Source organism: Streptomyces filipinensis, from assembly GCF_014649495.1.
In the GTDB taxonomy this organism is placed as follows: Bacteria; Actinomycetota; Actinomycetes; order Streptomycetales; family Streptomycetaceae; genus Streptomyces; species Streptomyces filipinensis.
Map to the genome: position 1 here is coordinate 14832 of NZ_BMTD01000017.1, position 14525 is coordinate 29356.

At 73.5% G+C, this 14525-nt stretch carries 12 protein-coding genes; 8 read left to right on the plus strand and 4 right to left on the minus strand.

Annotated elements, in window-relative coordinates:
* Nucleotides 1-65: 65 nt before the first annotated feature.
* From rimO to IE244_RS30855, 5 genes are all read left to right on the plus strand, one after another.
* Nucleotides 66-1538: a 30S ribosomal protein S12 methylthiotransferase RimO gene (gene rimO / locus IE244_RS30835; protein ID WP_191876849.1), complete on the plus strand. Its 1473-nt coding sequence runs from the start codon at nt 66-68 to the stop codon at nt 1536-1538.
* Entirely contained in the window at nt 1535-2302 is a 768-nt protein-coding gene (pgsA, locus tag IE244_RS30840) for a CDP-diacylglycerol--glycerol-3-phosphate 3-phosphatidyltransferase (RefSeq protein ID WP_191876850.1), read from the plus strand. The genes rimO and pgsA overlap by 4 nt, the downstream gene beginning before the upstream one ends.
* Nucleotides 2299-2844 carry a CinA family protein gene (locus IE244_RS30845; protein ID WP_191876851.1) on the plus strand — a complete coding sequence of 182 codons (546 nt, stop codon included), beginning with the start codon at nt 2299-2301 and terminating at the stop codon, nt 2842-2844. Before pgsA ends, IE244_RS30845 begins: the two co-directional genes overlap by 4 nt.
* Nucleotides 2845-2953: 109 nt before the next feature.
* Entirely contained in the window at nt 2954-3328 is a 375-nt protein-coding gene (locus tag IE244_RS30850) for a helix-turn-helix domain-containing protein (protein WP_030655977.1), read from the plus strand.
* A gap of 183 nt (nt 3329-3511) precedes the next feature.
* The gene (locus tag IE244_RS30855) at nt 3512-3982 is read left to right on the plus strand and encodes a Dps family protein (protein ID WP_191876852.1); all 471 of its coding nucleotides are present in this window, start codon (nt 3512-3514) and stop codon (nt 3980-3982) included.
* A gap of 370 nt (nt 3983-4352) precedes the next feature.
* Here the strand turns inward: IE244_RS30855 and IE244_RS30860 are convergent, their stop codons facing one another.
* The 3 genes from IE244_RS30860 to IE244_RS30870 form a co-directional block, all read right to left on the minus strand.
* Nucleotides 4353-5117 (minus strand): SDR family NAD(P)-dependent oxidoreductase, encoded by a 765-nt coding sequence (locus IE244_RS30860; protein ID WP_191876853.1) that lies wholly within the window; start codon nt 5115-5117, stop codon nt 4353-4355.
* Nucleotides 5118-5259: 142 nt separating this feature from the next.
* Entirely contained in the window at nt 5260-6105 is an 846-nt protein-coding gene (locus IE244_RS30865; RefSeq protein ID WP_191876854.1) for an Fpg/Nei family DNA glycosylase, read from the minus strand.
* Between the two features lie 152 nt (nt 6106-6257).
* A complete protein-coding gene (locus IE244_RS30870; protein WP_191876855.1) occupies nt 6258-11261 on the minus strand; it encodes an ATP-dependent helicase in 5004 nt (1667 codons plus the stop codon).
* Nucleotides 11262-11368: 107 nt separating this feature from the next.
* Between IE244_RS30870 and IE244_RS30875 the strand changes: the two genes are divergently transcribed.
* The 3 genes from IE244_RS30875 to IE244_RS30885 are packed head-to-tail and all read left to right on the plus strand — an operon-like array spanning nt 11369 to nt 13412.
* Nucleotides 11369-12295: an AraC family transcriptional regulator gene (locus IE244_RS30875; RefSeq protein WP_191876856.1), complete on the plus strand. Its 927-nt coding sequence runs from the start codon at nt 11369-11371 to the stop codon at nt 12293-12295.
* A 23-nt stretch (nt 12296-12318) separates the two neighbouring features.
* Nucleotides 12319-13107, plus strand: coding sequence for an AzlC family ABC transporter permease (locus IE244_RS30880; protein WP_191876857.1), 789 nt, complete (start codon nt 12319-12321; stop codon nt 13105-13107).
* Nucleotides 13104-13412, plus strand: coding sequence for an AzlD domain-containing protein (locus tag IE244_RS30885; RefSeq protein ID WP_031165607.1), 309 nt, complete (start codon nt 13104-13106; stop codon nt 13410-13412). The genes IE244_RS30880 and IE244_RS30885 overlap by 4 nt, the downstream gene beginning before the upstream one ends.
* Nucleotides 13413-13523: 111 nt before the next feature.
* Here IE244_RS30885 and IE244_RS30890 read toward each other — a convergent pair whose 3' ends face one another.
* Nucleotides 13524-14468, minus strand: a complete 945-nt coding sequence (locus tag IE244_RS30890) for a hypothetical protein (RefSeq protein ID WP_191876858.1) — start codon at nt 14466-14468, stop codon at nt 13524-13526.
* Between the last annotated feature and the right edge of the window lie 57 nt (nt 14469-14525).

A 14525-nucleotide genomic window follows, 5' to 3' on the forward strand; every position in this document is an offset into this window, starting at 1 on the left:
GGTCGGCCAAGATCGGCCAACCCCGTCGACGTGGGCTGTCGGTGAGACAAAGTAGTCTTGAGCTCATGCCTGAACGCCGTACCGTCGCTCTTGTCACTCTCGGATGCGCCCGTAACGAGGTGGACTCCGAGGAGCTCGCAGGCCGTTTGGAGGCGGACGGCTGGCAGCTCGTGGAGGACGCCGCGGAAGCCGACGTCGCCGTGGTCAACACCTGTGGCTTCGTCGAGGCCGCGAAGAAGGACTCCGTCGACGCCCTCCTTGAGGCCAATGACCTGAAGGACCATGGCAGAACCCAGGCCGTCGTGGCGGTGGGCTGCATGGCCGAGCGGTACGGCAAGGAGCTGGCCGAGGCGCTGCCCGAGGCCGACGGCGTGCTCGGCTTCGACGACTACGCGGACATCTCCGACCGCCTGCAGACCATCCTGTCCGGTGGCATCCACGCCTCCCACACCCCGCGCGACCGCCGCAAGCTGCTCCCGATCAGCCCGGCCGAGCGGCAGGAGTCGGCCGCCGCCGTCGCGCTGCCCGGCCACGGCCCGGCCGACCTCCCGCAGGGCGTGGCGCCCGCCTCCGGCCCGCGGGCGCCCCTGCGCCGACGGCTGGACGGTTCCCCGGTCGCCTCGGTCAAGCTGGCCTCCGGCTGCGACCGGCGCTGCTCCTTCTGCGCGATCCCGTCCTTCCGCGGCTCCTTCATCTCCCGCCGCCCCAGCGATGTGCTGAACGAGACCCGCTGGCTGGCCGAGGAGGGGGTGAAGGAGATCATGCTGGTCTCCGAGAACAACACCTCCTACGGCAAGGACCTGGGCGACATCCGGCTGCTGGAGTCCCTGCTGCCCGAGCTGGCCGAGGTCGACGGCATCGAGCGGGTGCGCGTGAGCTACCTGCAGCCGGCCGAGATGCGCCCGGGGCTCATCGACGTCCTGACCTCCACCCCCAAGGTCGTCCCGTACTTCGACCTGTCCTTCCAGCACTCCGCGCCCGACGTGCTGCGCGCCATGCGCCGCTTCGGCGACACCGACCGGTTCCTGGAGCTGCTCGACACGATCCGCTCCAAGGCCCCCGAGGCCGGCGTCCGCTCCAACTTCATCGTCGGCTTCCCCGGCGAGAGCGAGGCGGACCTGGCCGAGCTGGAGCGCTTCCTGAACGGCGCCCGCCTGGACGCCATCGGTGTCTTCGGCTACTCCGACGAGGAGGGCACGGAGGCGGCCACCTACGAGAACAAGCTCGACGAGGACGTCGTCGCCGAGCGCCTCGCCCGGGTGTCCCGGCTGGCCGAGGAACTGGTCTCGCAGCGTGCCGAGGAGCGCCTCGGGGAAACGGTGCGCGTCCTGGTCGAGTCCGTCGACGAGGAAGAGGGCGTGTACGGCCGCGCCGCGCACCAGGCGCCCGAGACCGACGGCCAGGTGCTGCTCACGAGCGGCGAGGGCCTGAGCGTCGGACGTATGGTCGAGGCGAAGGTGGTCGGTACGGAGGGTGTCGACCTGGTGGCCGAGCCGCTGACCGGCTCGCTCGCGTGTAGTGAGGAGGCGGGCAGATGACCGGAGTCCCGGCATCCGCCGCGGGCGGCTCCTCCGGCGCGCACGGCGCCCGAGGCCCCGCCGCCGCTGCCGACGGCGTGGCGTCCGAGGTCTCCGGTTCTGCTTCAGGTCCCGAGGGTGGCGAGGTCGGCGGCAGGACGCCGCGCGGCGGCAAGATCGCGGCCGCGGCCGTCAACCAGGCCAGCGTCTGGAACGTCGCCAATCTGCTGACCATGCTCCGGCTGGTCCTGGTGCCCGGCTTCGTGGCGCTGATGCTGGCGAACGGCGGCTACGACCCGGCCTGGCGCTCGCTGGCCTGGGCGGCCTTCGCCGTCGCCATGATCACCGATCTGTTCGACGGACATCTGGCGCGCACCTACAACCTGGTCACCGACTTCGGGAAGATCGCCGATCCCATCGCCGACAAGGCGATCATGGGGGCGGCGCTCATCTGTCTGTCGGGCCTGGGTGATCTGCCGTGGTGGGTGACGGCCGTGATCCTCGGCCGGGAACTCGGCATCACGCTCCTGCGTTTTCTGGTCATTCGCTACGGCGTGATCCCGGCCAGTCGCGGGGGCAAGCTCAAGACCCTCACCCAGGGCGTGGCGGTAGGGATGTACGTCCTGGCGCTGACCGGATGGCTGGCCACCCTGCGGTTCTGGGTCATGGCCGCGGCCGTCGTCCTCACCGTCGTCACGGGTCTCGACTACGTAAGACAAGCCATTGTGCTGCGCCGAAGGGGAATCGCCGAGCGCGCGGCCGCGTTGGAGGAGAAGGAAGCGTGAGCTCACCGGCCACCGAAGTGGTGCGACTACTGACCGTGAGGGGCGAGACCCTCGCCGTCGCCGAGTCGCTCACCGGTGGCCTGGTGGCGGCGGAGATCACTTCGGTTCCCGGAGCGTCCAAGGTGTTCCGGGGGTCGGTCACCGCCTACGCCACCGAGCTGAAGCATGAGCTGCTGGGCGTCGACGCCACCCTGCTGGCGCAGCGAGGAGCGGTGGATCCGCAGGTCGCGAGCCAGATGGCAGCCGGAGTACGGAAGGCTCTGGGCGCCGACTGGGGCGTCGCCACCACCGGGGTCGCCGGCCCCGACCCCCAGGACGGCCAGCCCGTCGGGACCGTGTTCGTGGCCGTCGACGGGCCGCTCACGGACCGCCTCCGTTCTGCCGCTGGCGGAAAAGTGGAGGCCCTGCGGTTGAACGGCAGCCGTGCGGAAATTCGTATGGAGAGTGTACGGAGCGTACTCGCAGGGCTCCTGGAGCAGCTTGCGGGCGAACAGACTGGGAATGAGCGGGCACAGGATACGGAACGGAACGGGGGGTTTTGATGTTTGCAGCCCTGAGTGAACACGACATCGCTCCCCGCACGGCCGCGGCGCAAGGCGGTACGGTGGGGCGAGAAGGATGCGGCTACGCGGTCCGAGGAGGGAGCCACCGATGATTCTGCTCCGTCGCCTGCTGGGTGACGTGCTGCGTCGGCAGCGCCAACGCCAGGGCCGTACTCTGCGCGAAGTCTCCTCGTCCGCCCGAGTCTCACTCGGCTATCTCTCCGAGGTGGAGCGGGGGCAGAAGGAGGCTTCCTCCGAACTGCTCTCCGCCATCTGCGACGCGCTGGACGTACGGATGTCGGAACTCATGCGGGAAGTGAGCGACGAGCTGGCGCTCGCCGAACTGGCCCAGTCCGCCCGGGCCACCGAGCCCGTGCCCACGCCGGTCCGTCCGATGCTGGGTTCGGTGTCGGTGACGGGTGTGCCACCGGAACGGGTGACCATCAAGGCGCCCGCGGAGGCGGTGGACGTGGTCGCCGCGTGAACCACGCGCGCGCGGCTTAGCGAACCGAGCTGTCCGAAGCCCCAGCCGGCTGCCCAGGGAGACCTGGAGCGCCGGCCGGGGCTTCTGCTGTTTCCGCTCCGGTATGCGTCCGTTTGCCGGGCTTGGGTGGTGCGGTCATGGTGGGAGGGATGTGACAGCGCCCGAACGCACCGGAGGAAGCGGATGTACGTCGTGAAAAGCCCGTTCGCCGACGCGGACCTGAAGACCGTGGCCGAGGCGCTGCAGGGTGCCCTCGTCGACCTGGTGGACCTCTCGCTGGTCGCCAAACAGATCCACTGGAACGTCGTCGGGCCCCGCTTCCGTTCCATCCACCTCCAGCTCGACGAGGTCGTCGCCTCCGCGCGCACTCACTCCGACACCGTCGCCGAGCGGGCCTCGGCCCTGGGTGTGCCGCCCGACGGACGCGCCGCCACGGTGGCCTCCGGCAGCGGCGTCAAGACCACTCCGGCGGGCTGGATCAAGGACACGGACGCCGTCGGGACCATGGTGGACGCGCTCGGCGCCGTGATCACCCGGATGCGGGAACGGGTGACCGCGACAGGGGACCCGGATCCGGTGTCCCAGGACATCTTCATCGGGATCACCGCGGATCTGGAGAAGCATCACTGGATGTTCCAGGCGGAGAACGCCTAGGGGGTGCGGCCGGGATTCGCCGTCGGTGCTGCTTCGTGCCCTGTGCTGGGCAGGCTGTCTGCGGTGCTGCATCCGTGAGCCGTCGGTGCGCCTCCCGCGTGGCCGGTGTGGCGGTCTAGCGTCCGGCGGGAGGTGGTGGCGGGCATGGTGGGAGGGATAGTGCGCTGGGGGGCCGCCCTGGCGCTGGGGGCCGTGTGGTGGTGGGCCGTGCTGCGGATCGCCCTGGGGGACGGCGCGGGCGTTCTGGAGGGCGCCGTGGCGGCCGGCGGATGGGGGCTCAGCCTGCTGCCGGTGCACTGCGTGCCCAAGGGGCAGGCGGCAGACGCGGTTCCGGCGGGGCGCTGGGGGAGCGCCTGGCGGGCGGGGGACGCTACCAGGGCATCGCCACACCCCCGTTCGGGCGAAGTATCTGACCGGTCGTGAACGCCGACGCGTCCGACGCCAGATACAGCACCGCGTGAGCGACGTCCTCCGGCTCGCCGACCCGGCCCAGCGGCGACATACGGGCCATCACCCCTTCGGTGTGCGCCTGCGCCTCGCCGTCGTGCCGGTCGGTCATCGGGGTGCGGATCCATCCCGGCGCGATCGCGTTGACCCGGATGCCCTGCCCTCCGACCTCGGTCGCCAGCGTCTTGGTCAGCTGGACCACGGCCGCCTTCGCCGCGCCGTAGCAGAGCAGTCCGGGGCCGCCGGTGTCGACCGCGCCGGACGCCATGGTGACGATGCTGCCCCGCGTGTTCCGGGCGATCATCAGGCGGGCCGCCTCCTGGCAGGCGTACAGCACACCCTTGAAGTTGACGTTCAGCACCCGGTCCAGATCCTCCTCGCGGGTCTCCAGCACGGGGCTGCTGTGCATGATCCCGGCGATCGCCGCCATCACGTCCAGACGCTCGCAGGAATGAACGGCCTTGGCCAGGGCCGGCCGGTCCGTGACGTCCAGGACATGGGTACGGGCCGTCCCGCCATGCTTCCCGACCAGCTCCGCCGTGCCGTGCAGGCCGCCGGCGTCCCGGTCGGCACAGTGCACCGTCGCGCCGGCCTCGGCGAGCAGAACCGCGGAGGCCCGGCCGATACCCCCTGCGGCTCCGGTGACGAATGCGGTGCGTCCGGTGAGGTCGTACGGGGCGAGGGCCATGAAAGGACCGTACGAGCGAATCTGACGGTCCGTCAATTGGCTGGAGGTGATGACCGGTTCAGGAGGCCTCGGCTGACTGGTTCAGGAGTCCTCGGCTCGGTGGGGCACCGGATGTGTGGCGGGGTGGTGCGGGGGCGCGTCGTCAAGCGGTGCGGCGGGGATAGCGGTCCCGCCAGCGCTGCGGTGAGCCGGGAGCGGGTGCGGGACCCGGCTGGCAGGCGGGGCACCAGTAGGTGGGGCGCTCCTGGGTGCCGTCGCCCTGGTCGGCCACGCGGACCGGGGTCCGGCAGCGCAGACAGGGGCGGGGCGCGCGGCCGTAGACGAACAGGTCGTGCCGGTGCACGCCCGTGGTCTGCCGGACCGGACGGTCGCGGTTCGCCTCCAGGAGCTGCTTGGCGAGCACGGGCAGTCGCTCGGCGCGGTCCGCGGACAGCGCGCCGGCCGGGAGCCACGGGGTGACGCCCAGCAGGAAGCACAGCTCGCTCTTGTAGATGTTGCCGATGCCGGCGAGATTGCGCTGGTCGAGCAGCGCCTCGCCGAGCGGGCGGCCGGGGTCGGCCAGGAGGTTGGCCAGCGCGCGGTCGGGGTCCCAGTCCGGGCCGAGCAGGTCGGGGCCGAGGTGGCCGACGACCCGTTCCTCCTCGCTCGTGCGCAGCAGTTCGAGGACCTGGAGGCGGTAGCCCACGGCCGTACGGTCGGCCGTGCCGAGGACCGCCCGGATCTGGTGGGCCGGGCCGCCCCGCCAGCGCTCGCCCGTGCCGTACACCTTCCAGGCCCCCTCCATCCGCAGATGTGTGTGCAGGGTCACGCCGCCCTCGAAGCGCGTGAGCAGGTGTTTGCCGCGCGGGATCGTGCTGAGCACCGTCCGGCCGGTGAGGTCCACCGTCGCGTACTTAGGGACCCGGAAGTCGCTGCGGGTCAGCCTCTTGCCCGCGAGGGACTCGTGCAGCCGCCTCGCGGCCTGCCAGACCGTGTCACCTTCGGGCATGCGTCAAGGGTGCCACGGGCAGTGCCCTCCGGGGCGCGGAGCCGTCTCTGACGTGCGGCTACCGCCGTGTGGACGCGATGTGCCACGAGGGTCCCGCAGAGAGAGGACGGCAGGGCGCGGCTCTTCCCGACGTCGCGGCACCCGGCGCGGTGTCACGCTCTCAGGCGCAGGCCGCGCGGTGTGGCCACGAAGCCCGCTGCTTCGAGAAGGGCGCCGATCGACGAGGTCAGGGCCTGGGCGCCGTTGATCCGCTCGACCGTGACCGTGCCGAGGGAGCCCGCGCGCGCCGCCGCGGCCAGGGCCTCGGCGGCCGTGCGCAGGCGGAGGTCGTCCGGGGCCGCCGTGTCCGGACCGGCGGGCCAGGCCAGCAGCGTCTTGCCGCCACGCTCCATGTACAGCGTCAGCTCGCCCTCCACCAGGACGACCAGCGAGCCCGCCTTGCGGCCCGGCTTGTGCCCGGCGCCGGTCGGCGGCTCGGGCCAGGACAGGGCCGCGCCGTAGGCGTTGGCGGGGTCGGCCGCGGCGAGCACCACCGCACGGGAGTCGGGCGCGGAGCTGCTCGTACGACCGTTGCCGTACCCCCGGCCGGCCGGTGATCCATAGGCACCGGCTCCGCCCCCGCGGGGGCCGCCGTAGCCAGGGGAGGCGAAGGGGTCCGCGAGGTCGCGGGGGGAGACGTAGTCACCGGGGCCGGGCGGGGGGTCCGCGGGGGGCCAGGTGAAGTCGCCGTCGAGGCCGGGGTGCGCGAAACCGCCGTCGGCTCCGCTTCCGTCGAAGGGGCCGGGCAGCGCGTGGTCGTGCGGTGCGCCGCCGGTCGTACCGAAGCCGTCCGCGAAGGGCGCGTCGGGGAAGCCGCCCGGGCGCCCGGGGGCGGCGAAGCCGTCCTGACGAGCCGGGGCGGACAGGCTCTCGCCGCGGTCACGGGCGTTGGACACCGCGCGGAGCCGGTCCACCGCGCCGTCCATGGCGAACTGCGCCGCGCCCAGGCCCTCGACCACATATCCGCGCCGCGCCTGGCCGCTCTCCTCGAAGGCGGACAACACCCGGTACACCGCCGAGAACCCGCCCTCGATCCCCTCCGCGGCGACCGCCCCGCGGGTGACCACACCGTGCCGGTCCAGGAGCGTGCGGGCCAGCGCGTGGGCGCGCACGGTGGCGTCCGGTTCGGCCGCCGGAAGCAGCGACCAGCGGCCGGCGACCGTCGGCGGGCCCGTGCGGGAGGCGGTGCGCGCGGCGGCCGTCAGGGAGCCGTAGCGCCCGCGGGGGACGCTGCGCCTGGCGCGGTGGGCGGTCGACCCCGCCGTACGGCCCGAGCCCAGCAGGGAGCGCATCGGCGCGAGGGTGTCGTTGGTGAGCCGGCCGGACCAGGCGAGGTCCCAGAGCACGTCGGCCAGTTGGGGGTCGGTGGCGTCGGGGTGGGTGGTGGCACGGACCTGGTCGGCGATCTGACGGAAGAACAGGCCGTAGCCGCCGGAGAGCGCGTCCAGGACGGACTGGTGGAGCGCGGTCAGCTCCAGGGGGTGGGGCGCAGGGAGCAGCAGCGGCGCCGCGTCGGCCAGATAGAGGGAGACCCAGCCGTCCTTGCCGGGCAGCGCACCCGCGCCGGCCCACACCACTTCACCCGCGGCGGTGAGTTCGTCGAGCATCGCGGGCGTGTAGTTCGCCACGCGAGAGGGCAGGACCAGCTTCTCCAGCGCGGAGGCGGGCACGGAAGCGCCCTGCAACTGCTCGACGACGCGCACCAGTCCGTCGATGCCGCGCACGGCGTGCCCCTTTCCGATGTGCTGCCACTGCGGCAGGAACTGGGCGAGCGCGGCCGGTGGCACGGGTTCCAGCTCGTGGCGCAGAGCCGCCAGGGAACGGCGGCGCAGGCGGCGCAGTACGGTCGCGTCGCACCACTCCTGACCGATGCCCGCCGGGTGGAACTCGCCCTGTACCACCCGGCCGTTCGCGGCGAGCCGCTGCAGGGCGCCCTCGGTGACCGCCACGCCGAGGCCGAAGCGGGCCGCAGCCGTGGCCGACGTGAACGGGCCGTGCGTGCGGGCATAGCGGGCGAGGAGATCGCCCAGCGGGTCCTTGACCGGCTCGGTGAAGGCCTCGGGCACGCCGACCGGCAGCGCCGTGCCGAGCGCGTCGCGCAGCCGGCCCGCGTCCTCGACCGCCGCCCAGTGGTCGGCGCCGGCGATCCGGACCTTGATGGCCCGGCGCGCGCCGGCCAGTTCGCGTGCCCACTGCGGGTCCGCACCCCGCGCGACCAGCTCGACATCGGTCAGCGGACCGAGCAGCCGCAGCACATCGGCCACGCCCTCCACGTCCTTGACCCGGCGGTCCTCGGTGAGCCACTGCAGCTCGCGCTCCAGCTCGGTCAGCACCTCGGCGTCGAGCAGTTCGCGCAGCTCCGCCTGGCCGAGCAGCTCGGCCAGCAGCCGCGAGTCCAGGGACAGCGCGGCGGCGCGGCGCTCGGCCAGCGGGGAGTCGCCCTCGTAGAGGAACTGGGCGACGTACCCGAACAGCAGGGAGCGGGCGAACGGGGACGGCTCCGGGGTGGTGACCTCGACCAGGCGCACCCTGCGGGACTCGATGTCGCCCATCAGCTCGACGAGCCCGGGAACGTCGAAGACGTCCTGGAGGCATTCGCGGACCGCCTCCAGGACGATCGGGAACGAACCGAACTCGCTCGCCACCTGCAGCAGTTGCGCCGCCCGCTGGCGCTGCTGCCACAGCGGGGTGCGCTTGCCGGGGTTGCGGCGCGGCAGCAGCAGCGCGCGGGCGGCGCACTCGCGGAACCGGGAGGCGAACAGGGCGGAGCCGCCGACCTGGTCGGTGACCGTCTGGTCGACCTCGCCCTTGTCGAAGGCGACGTCCGCCGCCCCGACGGGCGCCTGCTCGCTGTCGTATTCCGTGCCGGCCTTCGTCGGTGCCTGGTCGAGCAGGTCCAGGCCCATCAGGTCCGCGTCGGGCAGGCGCAGCACGATGCCGTCGTCGGCGTGCATGACCTGGGCGTCCATGCCGTACCGCTCCGCCAGGCGGGCGCCCAGGGCGAGGGCCCAGGGGGCGTGGACCTGGGCGCCGAAGGGGGAGTGGACGACGACCCGCCAGTCACCCAGCTCGTCACGGAAGCGCTCCACGACGATCGTGCGGTCGTCCGGAACGTGCCCGCAGGCCTCGCGCTGCTCGTCCAGGTACGACAGCACGTTGTCCGCCGCCCAGGCGTCCAGGCCCGCCGTCAGCAGGCGCAGCCGGGCGTCGTCCTTGGGGAGCGAGCCGACCTCGCGCAGGAACGCGCCCACCGCGCGGCCCAGTTCCAGCGGCCGGCCCAGCTGGTCGCCCTTCCAGAAGGGAAGGCGGCCCGGCACGCCGGGGGCGGGGGAGACCAGGACCCGGTCACGGGTGATGTCCTCGATGCGCCAGGAGCTCGTGCCCAGCGTGAAGACGTCACCGACCCGGGACTCGTAGACCATCTCCTCGTCCAGCTCGCCGACCCGGCCGCCGCCCTTCTTCGGGTCGGAGCCGGCGAGGAAGACGCCGAACAGGCCGCGGTCGGGGATCGTGCCGCCGGAGGTGACGGCGAGCCGCTGGGCACCCGGGCGGCCGGTGATCTCGCCGGTCACGCGGTCCCACACCACGCGCGGGCGCAGCTCGGCGAACGCGTCGGAGGGGTAACGGCCCGCGAGCATGTCGAGGACCGCCGTGAACGCCGACTCGGGCAGCGAAGCGAAGGGCGCCGCACGGCGAGCCACGGCGAGCAGGTCGTCGAACTGCCAGGTGTCCAGCGCCGTCATCGCGACCAGCTGCTGCGCGAGGACGTCCAGCGGGTTCGCGGGCACCCTCAGGGACTCGATCGAGCCCGAGCGCATCCGCTCGGTGACCACCGCCGCCTGGACGAGGTCACCGCGGTACTTGGGGAAGACGACACCGGTGGAGACGGCGCCCACCTGGTGCCCCGCGCGCCCGACGCGCTGCAGCCCGGAGGCGACCGAGGGCGGGGACTCGACCTGCACGACCAGGTCCACGGCGCCCATGTCGATGCCCAGCTCCAGGCTGGACGTGGCGACCACGGCGGGCAGCCGGCCCGCCTTCAGGTCCTCCTCGACCAGCGCGCGCTGCTCCTTGGAGACCGAGCCGTGGTGCGCGCGGGCGATCACCGGGGGCGCGCCCTGGGCCGCGCCCGAGCCGCCCATCAGCTGGGCCGGGGAGTGGTGCTCGTCCAGGGTCTCGCCCGTCGCCCGCTCGTAGGCGATCTCGTTCAGCCGGTTGCACAGCCGCTCGGCGAGGCGCCGGGAGTTGGCGAACACGATCGTGGAGCGGTGGGACTGGACGAGGTCGGCGATCCGCTCCTCCACATGCGGCCAGATCGAAGGCCGCTCCGCGCCCTCGGCCGCGTCGGCCGCCGGGGCGCCGCCCAGCTCGCCCATGTCCTCGACCGGGACGACCACGGACAGGTCGAACTCCTTGCCGGACTCCGGCTGGACGATCTCCACCTTGCGGCGTGGCGAGAGATACCGGGCCACCTCGTCCACCGGGCGGACGGTCGCCGACAGGCCGATCCGGCGGGCCGGCCGCGGCAGGAGCTCGTCGAGCCGCTCCAGGGAGAGCGCGAGATGCGCGCCGCGCTTGGTGCCCGCGACCGCGTGCACCTCGTCGAGGATCACCGTCTCCACGCCCGTGAGCGCTTCGCGCGTGGCCGAGGTCAGCATCAGGAACAGCGACTCGGGGGTGGTGATCAGGATGTCCGGCGGACGGGTGGACAGGGCGCGCCGTTCGGCCGCCGGGGTGTCGCCGGAGCGGATACCGACCCTGACCTCGGGTTCGGGCAGGCCCAGCCGCACGGACTCCTGCCGAATGCCGGTGAGCGGGCTGCGCAGGTTCCGTTCGACGTCGACCGCGAGGGCCTTCAGCGGGGACACGTAGAGAACCCGACAGCGCTTCTTCGGATCGGCCGGGGGCGGGGCCGAGGCCAGCTGGTCCAGGGCGGCGAGGAACGCGGCCAGGGTCTTGCCCGAGCCGGTCGGGGCCACCACCAGCACGTCCGAACCCGCGCCGATGGCCTGCCACGCGCCGGCCTGGGCCGCGGTGGGCGCGGAGAACGCCCCCGTGAACCAGCCGCGGGTCGCGGGGGAGAAGCCGTCGAGGGCTCGGTGTGCGGAGCTGACCATGCGTCCATCCTGCACCCGGCCACTGACAATCGCGTTGAGCTGGGCAAACGTCATGGGGCAAGGCGACGGCGCGGCCGTGCGCGGGCCGTCGGGCGGACAATGGGCGTATGGCGGGTGGTGCTCGGCGCAGCGACGGACGGACCGGTGCGGAGGCGGGTGGGGACCGGCCGGTGGAGCGTGCGCGGCACTGGCGGTACGACGACCTGCCGGGCGTGGACCTGCTGCGGGCCCGGTACATCCGCAAGACCTTCGTCCGCCACACCCACGAGCACTTCGTGATCGCGGCCATAGCCGACGGTGTCGAGGTCTTCCACCATCGCGGTTCCGACGTGTCCGCGGGCGCGGGAGCCCTCGCGCTGGTCAATCCGGACACCCCGCACACCGGCCGCGCCGGCGTCCCCGACGGCTGGCGGTACGGCGCGGTCTACCCCTCGCCCGAGGTGGTCGCCGCGATCGCGGCCGAGACCACCGGCATCCGCGGGACACCGGGTTTCCTCAGTCCCGTCCTCGACGACCCGTACACCGTCCGCCTGGTCCACCAGGTGCTCCGGGCGGCGGACGAGGGCAACGCGCTGGCCGCCGACACGCTGCTGCGGGTCGCGGTGACCAGGCTGCTGCGGCTGAACGGCGGCCCGCTGCCGGAGCGGCCGGTCCGCACGGCCGGGGCCGGCATCGCGCTGCGCGCGCGTGAGGTGCTGCACGAGCGGATGGCCGAGCCGCCGACCCTGGAACGGCTGGCCACCGACCTCGGCACCAGCCCGTTCGCACTGCTGCGGGCCTTCCGCGACCGCTACGGCATGCCGCCGCACGCGTGGCTGACCGACGCCCGCGTTCGCCGCGCGCGCCTCCTGCTGGACGCGGGGACGGCCCCCGCCGAGGCGGCGGTCGCCGTCGGCTTCACCGACCAGCCCCACCTCAACCGGCACTTCACCCGGATCGTCGGCGTGCCACCGGGGGCCTACCAGCGCGAGCGCAGGAGCGCAGGCGAGCCGGGGCCGGTGCGCGGGCGCAAGAACGTACAAGACCGGGGTTGAGGGGCGCCCGTACCGTTCCTGGCGTGGCACAGCAGACAGCACGCGCGGACACGACCGCCGACGACACGGACAAGCCCGACCGGGCCGTCGTACGGGACGCCCTGGGAGTCGGCGTCGCCGTGGGCCTGTCCGGATTCGCCTTCGGGGTGACCTCGGCCGGCAGCGGGCTCGGGCTGCTCCAGACGTGCGTGCTCAGCCTCCTGGTCTTCACCGGCGCCTCCCAGTTCGCCCTGGTCGGAGCGCTCGCCGCCGGAGGCAGCCCGTTCACCGCGGCTGCCGGTGCCTTCTTCCTGGGCGTCCGCAACGCCTTCTACGGGCTGCGGCTGTCGCACCTGCTCGCCCTCCCGCGCGCGGTACGGCCCCTCGCCGCCCAGTGGGTGATCGACGAGACCACGGCGGTCACCCTGGCCCAGCCGACCCGGCGCGCCCGGCGGATCGGTTTCACCGTCACCGGGCTCACGCTGTACGTGCTCTGGAACCTCACCACGCTGCTCGGTGCGCTCGGTGCCAAGGCCATCGGCGACACGCGCGCGTGGGGACTGGACGCGGCCGGGCCCGCCGTGTTCCTCGCTCTGCTCGCGCCCATGCTGAGGACGGCCACCGAGCGTGCGGTGGCGGGTCTCGCGGTCCTGCTGGGCCTCGGCCTGCTGCCCGTCCTGCCGGCCGGTGCCCCGGTCCTGGTGGCGGCCCTGGCGGCGCCGATCGCGCTGGTCACCGAGGGCCCCCGGGTGGGGCGAGGCCGACGCGCCGCAGGGGCCGCGGAGGGGACCCGCGGGGCGGATGGACCGACAAAGCCGAAGGAGGACCGGTGAACACCTGGATCGCGATCGGCCTGACCGCCGTCGGCTGCTACGCCGTCAAGCTCGCCGGGCTGCTGGTGCCCGCGGGCGCCATGGAGCGGCCGTTCGTCCGGCGGCTCGCCGCCCTGCTGCCCGTCGCCCTGCTCGCGGCGCTCACGGCCCAGCAGACCTTCGCCGACGGGCACGCGCTCGTGCTGGACGCACGGGTCGCCGGACTCGGCGCGGCCGCCGTGGCGCTGCTGCTGCGCGCGCCGTTCCTGCTGGTCGTGGCGGCTGCCGTGGTGGTGACGGCGGGCGTACGGGCCATGGGAGGGTGACGGGTGGGACCGGCACCGCACAGGGGCTCCGCTCTTGCGGTCGGCCACGCGCGTGAGGTGACCCGGTTCCGCGGCCCCGCGGGACGCGGCCGGCCGCCGCGGGGCATCGGCTCAGCCCACGAAACGGCCGTATGCCCGCAGGGTGCGCAGCGCCTCGATGGTGACCATGGCGCGTGCCTCCAGTGCGGGGGCAGGGGCCCACTGGCGCCATCGGACCGGCCAGCCGCCGTCGTCCTGCTGCTCCGCGGCCAGGTGGTCCAGGGACCGGGCCATCTCGTCGTCCGTGAACCACGCGCGCGCGAGTGACTCCGGACTCCTGGCGAAGTCGTGCGGGAAGTGGTGCTCGCCGGGGGCGTAGCCGGACGGGACCGGATACGCGCCCGGCCGGTCCGGGTCGAGCACCGCGAGCCGTTGTTCGCGCACCATGCGGCCGAGCCGGTCCGCGGCGGCCTGCGCGCGCGAGCGGTCGGGAGCGGCGTCCAGGAACACCACGGCGGCCTCCACCTCGTACGGGTGGGACTTCTCCAGGGACTCCACCGCCTGCCAGCAGAAGTCGGTGGCCCGGAACAGCCAGGCGTGCCACACCTCGTTGCGGTGCAGCAGCCCGACCACCGGTCCGGTGGCGAGCAACTCGCTGGGAGGATCGTCGACGACCGGGACGAACGGTGCCGTGGGATACCCGCGCTGGCTGGGGCGGATCGCCGGCAGGGCACCGTCGGCGCTGGAGACCGAGGTCAGGTAGCGGCACACGCGCTCGACCCGCTGCCCGCCGCAGCGCCCGATGGCGTCCAGGACGCGCAGCGCGTGCGCGGTGTGCAGAGGCTGGCTCACCGGGCCGCGCAGATCCGGCTCCAGCGCGTGCCCGTATCCGCCGTCCTCGTTGCGGTAGGCGTCCAGCGCCGCTTCCACCGCGTCCGGGGTGCCGTGCAGGAAGTGGTGCGCGAACAGGCGCTGCTCCAGCACGCGCGCGGTGAGCCACACGAACTGCTCGGCGCGGAAGAGCGGGGAGCGCGCCGGGGGCGTGGAGGGGAGTGGGGAAGCTCCGGTTTCGGCCATGCGTCAGACCGTAGGGCGGAAAGCGGTCTCGGCAAGCGCTCCCGGCCGGGGCCCACC